This is a genomic window from Mycobacterium sp. (assembly GCF_035603715.1).
GTDB lineage: Bacteria > Actinomycetota > Actinomycetes > Mycobacteriales > Mycobacteriaceae > Mycobacterium.
Genome location: NZ_DATNJW010000078.1, coordinates 1 through 7,105 on the forward strand (window position 1 = coordinate 1; position 7,105 = coordinate 7,105).

Here is a 7,105-nt window from a genome sequence, read left to right on the forward strand (position 1 = left end):
AGCGAGATGCCGTTCTATCCGACGTCCTGGCACTCCATCGACGTCGACCGCGGCTGGGTCTTCTGCGAGTTCCAGAACCAGATGCGCGATCCCGGCGACGGGAGCATCCACCAGGCGGCCAATCTGTCGGTGATGAAATACGCCGGCGACGACTTGTGGAGTTATGAGGAAGACGCCTACAACCCGATGAACTTCCTGCCGATGGTGCGCGAGTACATCCAGCGGAGTTACACGCTGGGCAATGCCAGCGACGACGCGATCGCGTTCGCGAAAAACATGAACTGGGAATTGGGCTGACTGCCGCCTCCCGCTTCGGCCCGTAGGCTTTGGGATAAGCACTGCGCGACGATGTGGAGGCCTCACCGGTGGAGATTGCACTCAAGCAGAGGTTGCACTGGCTGGCGCTGCACGGATTTGTCCGCGGCGGCGCCTCGATCGGCGCGCGACGGGGTGACCTGCAGGCGCGCTTGATCGCCGACCCGACCGTCAAGGCGAACCCGGCGCCTTTCTACGAGGAGGTGCGGTCGCGCGGTCCGTTGGTGCGATCCCGGATCGGCTACATCACCGCGGACCATGCGATCGGGCACGAGTTGCTGCGTTCCGATGACTTCCGGGTGCTGTCGATCGGATCGAACCTGCCCGCGCCGCTGAAGTGGCTCGAGCTTCGTTTCCGCGACGACCTGCTGCACCCACTGCTTCCGCCGTCGCTGCTGGCCGTGGAGCCGCCGGACCACACTCGCTACCGCAAGACGGTGTCGTCGGTGTTCACCCACCGCGCGGTTTCCGCACTACGGGACGGGGTCGAACAGACCGCGGAGTCCTTGCTCGGTGAGCTTTCTCGCGAGCCGGGCGTCGTCGACATTGTCGACCGATACTGCGCCCAGCTTCCGGTGGCGATCATCAGCGACATCCTGGGAGTGCCGGACAACGATCGTCAGCGCATTCTCGAGTTCGGCGAGCTTGCCGCGCCCAGCTTGGATTTCGGGCTGCCCTGGCCGCAATACCGGCGGGTGCAGCGCGGGATCGCCGGCTTCAACTTCTGGCTGGATACACATCTGGACAAGCTGCGCCGCGCTCCCGGTGACGATTTGATGAGCCAACTGATCCGCAAGGCTGAAAGTGGTTCGCCGGAAACGTATCTCGATCACGACGAGCTTCGGGCGGTCGCCGGTCTGGTCTTGGCAGCTGGATTCGAGACGACGGTGAACCTGCTGGGCAATGGGATTCGCATGCTGCTCGACAACCCCCAACATCTCCGCACGCTCAGGCAGCGGCCCGAGCTGTGGGCAGGTGCCGTCGAAGAGATTTTGCGTCTGGAGTCGCCCGTCCAGATGACTGCCCGGAGCGCGTTGAACGACACCGTGATAGCTGGTCACCCGATCAGCCAAGGCGAACTGGTCATCGTGTATGTCGCCGCGGCAAACCGCGATCCGGCCGTTTTCGCCGACCCGAACGCGTTCGACATCGAACGCGACAACGCCGGCAAACATCTGGCGTTCTCCGGCGGTCGGCACTTTTGCCTGGGCGCGGCTTTGGCCCGCGCCGAAGGCGAAGTGGGATTGCGATCGTTTTTCGATCGCTTCCCCGACGTGCGCTCTGCGGGCGCAGGCAGCCGCCGGGACACCCGGGTGCTGCATGGGTGGTCGACGCTGCCGGTGACCTTGGGCCCGGCCAGGTCGATGGCTACGCGCTAGCCGCTCGACTTTCCGCCGAAGTAGCATTCCAGCGTCATGGTGCACACCAGCTGACCGGTGCGGTTGAACATGGTGCCCTGTGCCAATCCGCGACCGCCGATGCCACTGGGTGAATGCTGCTCGTAGAGCAGCCAATCCGACACATCCGGCGGGTGATGGAACCACACCGCCAGATCCATCAGGGCCGAAAAGCCCGGTCCCAGTGGCGTCGTGCCGCGCGCGATCATGGCCGACTCGAGCAGCGTGCGGCCCGCAACGAAGGCAACCAGGCAGGCGGCGACTATCGGGTCAGCCGGGGCAATGCCGCTGGGGCGCCACCACATTCGTATGCGTGCGGGCGGGGGCTCGGCCATGTCAGATGCCAGCCGGGCCGACGGGTCCACGTATCGCCAGTCGATGGGCTGCTCGCGCACCCACCAGCCACCACGTTCGTCGGCGTGGTCGCTGTGCTGCTCGGCGAAGGTCGGCACCGATTCAGGATCCGGTAGGTCCGGCGGAAGTTGTTGGTAAACAGCGCTTTCAACGGACTTACTGAACGATGCGATGCCTTCGAGCAGTATCGAGCCGAATTGGCGGGCAGTCACACGCCGGGCGGAGAAGGTGCCGCCGTCATGCAGCGCCGTGACTTCGAAGTCCACCGGATGCCGAGCGTCACCGGCCCGAAGGAAATACATGTGCATGCTGTGCGGTAAGCGCTCGGGCACAGTGCGACTGGCTGCCATCAGAGCCTGGGCCGCGATGTGGCCGCCGGAGATGTGATGCGCGATTTCGTCGATCTGGTTTCCGACGAAGAACTCCGCATTGACCTGTTCGAGGTCGAGCGTATCGAGGAGTTGGCTCAGCGTGATGATGGGCGGCGGAGAGGTCACGCACGCATCATGCCGTTAAGACAGGTAGCGGCCAAACCACTCCAGCACCCGCCGCCAGGCATCCTCGGCGGCGGCCGCGTTGTAGCGGGGCCCGGTGTTGTTGAAGAACGCATGGTCGGCATCGGGTTCGACTACGATCTCGTGGATCAGCCCGGCGCGCTCGAGCGCGGCCTTGGCCGCCGGCTCCGAATCGGTCACGCGCTTGTCCAGGGCGCCGTAGAACGCCAGCACCGCAGTGGACCTGTCGCCGCTGAAGTCGTGATTATCGGGAAGTGGACCGTAGAACGGCACCGCAGCAGACAGGCGTGCCGTGTGAGAGGCCAGTAGCTGCCACACCAGCCCGCCGCCGAAGCAGAATCCGACGACGGCGAGCTTCCCGCCGGGGACCCGGTTCTGCAGTTCCTGGATGCCGGAATTCAGGTCGGCGATGAACCGGTCCGACGGTGCGGTGGCCAGTGCGGCGGTGGCCTTTGCGGGGTCGTCGAACTGTCCAGTCCCGCCTTCCTCGGACAGCAGGTCGACCGCCAGCGCCGAGTAGCCGGCTCCGGCGAAACGTTCGGCCACCGACCGGACCCAATCGTTGAGCCCCTTGTTTTCATGAATGATCAGCACCCCGCGACGGGCGTTGTGGGCCTGTGCCCAGGCACCTTGGAGTTCGCCACGCGGACCGGCCCAGGTGATCGGCTCGGTGGGCAGCGCCTGCTTGGCGCCCGGCCCCTCCACCCCCTCGCCCGATTGTGCGTGAAGTGGTTGGCTGGGCTTGTCGTCACAGGCCGCGATCAACGAGGCCGCAGCGCCGGCGCTGAACCCGAGCAGCGCCAGCCGCCGGAACGCTTCACGTCTGGTCAGCAATCCGTCGACGTGATCGGTGGCGATTTCCTCGGCGATGTATTGCTGTAGCGAAGTCATCATGGCGAGTATGCGCCACAATCTGTCCTCGTGCCCGGATGACGCTGCCGCACTGGATCAGTCGAAACTATCCGGGTCAGCCACCGGGATCAGCAGATGAGACGGAGTGGGCCCACCTTGGTGCAGTCGATAGGTGCCACCGGCCAGCGCGCGGCGGGCGGGCACGGTCGGCACGAGGTGCGGAAAGTCGAACGTGGTCACTGTGAGTCGCAGCCGGTGACCCGACTCCAGCAGCGCGGCGGTCGGGAAGACCTCGATGTCGTAGCGGGTCAATTCGCCCGGCACCACCGGTTTGACGGCTGACCGAGTGCTGATGTGGTGCGGCTTGAGCACGGTGCCGTCCGACAGATACCAGGTGCGGTCCGCGTCCAGCGCGCGATGGGAGCCCAGAAGGGCGCCCTGGGTCAGCGGTCGGCACGCGCCGTCGGGTGCAACGTCGTCGATATGGGCGACCCACAGCGACTCGGTGGTGTCCGCGGTGGCATTGATGGTCAGCGTGATCGGTCCGGCGATCAACGTCGGCGAGCCGAAGACTTCGGTGGTGTAGGTGAGCGCGCCGCGCTGCACTCGCCGATTGTCCTGGTCGTAGCGGGTGTTTCCGCCGCGCTGGGTGCGCATGAAGCTGGTCAGCCCGAGCGTCCACTGCTCGACGCTTCGGCCGGCCACCGGACCACGGCCCACGTATTTGATTGTGGCCGTCGAGGTTTCGGGTGCGCAATCGGCGGTCAGGTGGCCGGCCTCGGAGAGATAGAACCGGGTCGGTGTCGCCGTAGGGAGCGGATATTCGCGGGCATGGAACCACCGCGGGCTTCCGATGGCCTGAAAGGTGAACGGAGACCCGGACATCGCCGCTGCCGCGTCGTCGTTCAGCCAGTAATCGAACCAGCGCAGCTGTAGCGCGTGGAGATGCAGGCCGCCGTAGTCGGAGACGTGGTACCAGGGGCCCATCATCAGTCGCAGCTGCTCGGACACCGGCTGGCCGGGTTGCATCGGCTGTTCGTCGGGTCGCCCCGCGTACGCGTTCTGCAGCGCGGCGTAATTCAGCGGAGCGCCACGCTGGAAGGCGTCATGCCAACCGCCGACGAGGAAAACGGCCACCTTGTTGGCGACCACGCTCGGCAGCACCGTGCCAGGCCGCATGGCATCCCAGAACGGCCCGTCGAACGCGGTTTCGCCGCCGGCGACGGCGTCGGCGATCAACGGCCGGAAGTAGTTGCGCTGATCGCGCCCGCGCTTGCGTACACCGGCAAACCCACCGGCCCGGGGCCGCGGATGCTTGCCGCGATTGATGACTTCCAGCGCCGGGTTGACGACGTTGAGCAGCCGGTAGACCCCACCGTAGGCCCGCACCGTGCGCAGGTGCGGCGCCCCGCCCATCGCCGCTGCGTCGCGGTAGAAGTCGCGCGCCGACATCACCGGGAAGATCGCTTTGAGCGGCGAATCCGGCCCGATAGCGGCGGCGGTGAACAGCTGGTTGATCGCCAGGTAGGACACCCCGAACATGCCGACCCGCCCGTTGGCGTTGGGCAGCTTGGATGCCCAGTCGACGAGCTCAACGCCGTCCTGCGACTGCCGTGGGCCGAACATCTCGAACGCACCGTCTGAGACACCGCATCCCCGGACGTCGACCATCACCTCGATGTAGCCCCGCTTGATCAAATACGGGGTGGGACCGCCGCCGATTTGGGCGGCCGGCGGCGGGGCTTTCTTGCCGTACGGCGTCATCGACATCAGCACCGGGAACGGCCCACTGGCGGGCCGGTCGGTGCCGGGCTCGGTGGGGTAATGAATGTCGACCCGCAGCTCGACGCCGTCGCTCATCCGCACCGCGACGTTGTGCTCAATGCCCGTCCCGTACTGCGCCGCCCTGGGCTCCCACGACGGCGAGTAGGGCGACGGACGGGTTTCGCGGACACGTCTGCGTCGCGATCGCAGCGTTGGCATCCCCACCTCCTGCACGCATCATTGCCTGGCCAGACTGTAAAGATCCGCTGATGCTTGCCCCGCACGGGGGTTCCCGGTAAGCCTTAGTCCATGTCGGTTGAGAAAGCGGTGCTCGGACTGTGGCAGGCCCTATCAGGTCGGGACTGGGAAGCCGTCAAAACGCTCCTGTCCGCGGATTGCATCTATGTCGACATGCCGGTCGGGCCGACCCTGGCCGCTCGGGGGCCCGACGACATCGTCAAGCGACTCAAGGTCGGGCTCGAGCCGCTGGCGGCCTACGAGAATCACGACGGGGTGCTGGTGTCCAACGGCAGCGACGTCATGTACGAGCACTCCGAAACCTGGAAGTGGATAAGTGGCGAAACGGCTGTGCTGCAATTCGTTTCGGTCCACCGCGTCGTTGACGGCAAAGTGACGCTCTGGAAAGACTATTGGGACATGGGCAGCATGACCGCGCAGGCGCCGCCGACGTGGTTAGAAGACCTCGGGACCGCTGACACGTCATGGATTTTCGACGCGACGGGACTGATCTAAAAGAGGCCGCCATCGGCACCACTCGGCCGCTTGCTATCGATGGACAGCGCACGCGAGTTCACGACGTTGAGGGGACGGGCGCGCGGCGGTCCTACCATGGCGTTCTGGGTGACACGACGGCATCGACGGCGAAGACACGGCGACGCGCCAAGTATGTGCCCACTTGGTCTAGCCGCCGCCACCACCGCCGCCGCCGCCGACGCCGGCGTTGTAACCAGCGTTGGGGCAATAGGTCGCATGCGCGATATTGACCATGGCTCCGACATCGTGCACATGGATGTTGTCCGGGTCCATGTTGGCGTGGATGCTGGTGGCAATATGTTGTGGCGTCCAATTAAATTCGAGATCGTTGCAGATGAGGTAGGCCATCCCGATGAGCGCATCGTCGTCGCCGGCCGGCCACGTGAGACCGGAGTCCCGTAGTTGATTGAGGTATGCGTCATCAGTCGGATTGGCACTTGCAACCGCAGCACTGGAAACCAGGGCAGCGCTAGCGATTATCGGGATGGTGAGTGCGGCCCGCCAGCGAAGTGAGGACATGTGACGCCTTTCCTTAGTTGTCGGCGTTGATGGTGCCATCAATTTGCCGCGACCACGCCAACTCGGCCATGCCGGTCCGCGGATAAGTCGGAGACGACGAGTGTGTCGTCCGCCGCCGCGTGCACCAGTCTCGTGTCGTCGACACGCCCGGTGTCGTCTTCCATAGCGACCGAATTTATGCCGTCACCGGGCGCCATCTCGGTGGTTTCGCAGTGAAGGATGTTGCTCGACGCTGGCAGCGGCCCACGCGTGCGGGACGGTCTGCGCGAAGTCGGCCCGCATCCCCACGAACTGGGACATCAAGCACAACAGCTGACGTCACCGCCAGGGGAAGGGCCGGAGAAAGTTCCGTAAGAGAGAGTCTTTGCCTGAGAACACTCAGCCCACGTAGCAAGCCGCCGGCCCTTCCGGCCCGCTAGTGTACCCGCGCAAACTCAGCTGCCGCCTTGACGCAATTCGGCGGCATCCCAAGTCGCGCAATGCGAGGAGCTACGGCGGGGTCGAACCCTCAACGTCGGTGAACAAAAACGTCACAACACCCGAAGGAGCGGACATCTCTGCAGAATGTCACAACGAACCCAGGGTTGTGGGCTTCAAACGAGCTTCCGTTGGGCG

6 protein-coding genes and 1 pseudogene are annotated in these 7,105 nt (G+C 65.2%); 3 read left to right on the forward strand and 4 right to left on the reverse strand.

The annotated features are described in order from the left end of the window. A pseudogene (locus tag VN856_RS03225) lies at nt 1-297 on the forward strand (nuclear transport factor 2 family protein); the annotation flags it as partial. Between the two features lie 74 nt (nt 298-371). Beyond that, a complete protein-coding gene (locus VN856_RS03230; RefSeq protein ID WP_325686095.1) occupies nt 372-1,694 on the forward strand; it encodes a cytochrome P450 in 1,323 nt (440 codons plus the stop codon). On the opposite strand, the gene VN856_RS03235 is transcribed toward VN856_RS03230, so the two are convergent. Genes VN856_RS03235 through VN856_RS03245 form a run of 3 tightly spaced genes read right to left on the reverse strand, consistent with a single transcriptional unit; the run spans nt 1,691 to nt 5,293 of the window. Then, entirely contained in the window at nt 1,691-2,563 is an 873-nt protein-coding gene (locus tag VN856_RS03235) for an acyl-CoA thioesterase (RefSeq protein ID WP_325686091.1), read from the reverse strand. The two genes, VN856_RS03230 and VN856_RS03235, sit on opposite strands and share 4 nt — an antisense overlap. 15 nt (nt 2,564-2,578) lie before the next feature. After that, complete coding sequence (locus VN856_RS03240) at nt 2,579-3,472, reverse strand: dienelactone hydrolase family protein (protein WP_325686092.1); 894 nt, start codon at nt 3,470-3,472, stop codon at nt 2,579-2,581. Between the two features lie 57 nt (nt 3,473-3,529). Then, entirely contained in the window at nt 3,530-5,293 is a 1,764-nt protein-coding gene (locus VN856_RS03245; RefSeq protein ID WP_325686096.1) for a CocE/NonD family hydrolase, read from the reverse strand. Nucleotides 5,294-5,506: 213 nt separating this feature from the next. Here VN856_RS03245 and VN856_RS03250 point away from each other — a divergent pair, with 213 nt between their 5' ends. Next, a complete protein-coding gene (locus VN856_RS03250; protein WP_325686093.1) occupies nt 5,507-5,950 on the forward strand; it encodes a nuclear transport factor 2 family protein in 444 nt (147 codons plus the stop codon). Between the two features lie 168 nt (nt 5,951-6,118). Here VN856_RS03250 and VN856_RS03255 read toward each other — a convergent pair whose 3' ends face one another. Further along, the gene (locus tag VN856_RS03255; protein WP_325686094.1) at nt 6,119-6,490 is read right to left on the reverse strand and encodes a DUF732 domain-containing protein; all 372 of its coding nucleotides are present in this window, start codon (nt 6,488-6,490) and stop codon (nt 6,119-6,121) included. Nucleotides 6,491-7,105 lie beyond the last annotated feature (615 nt).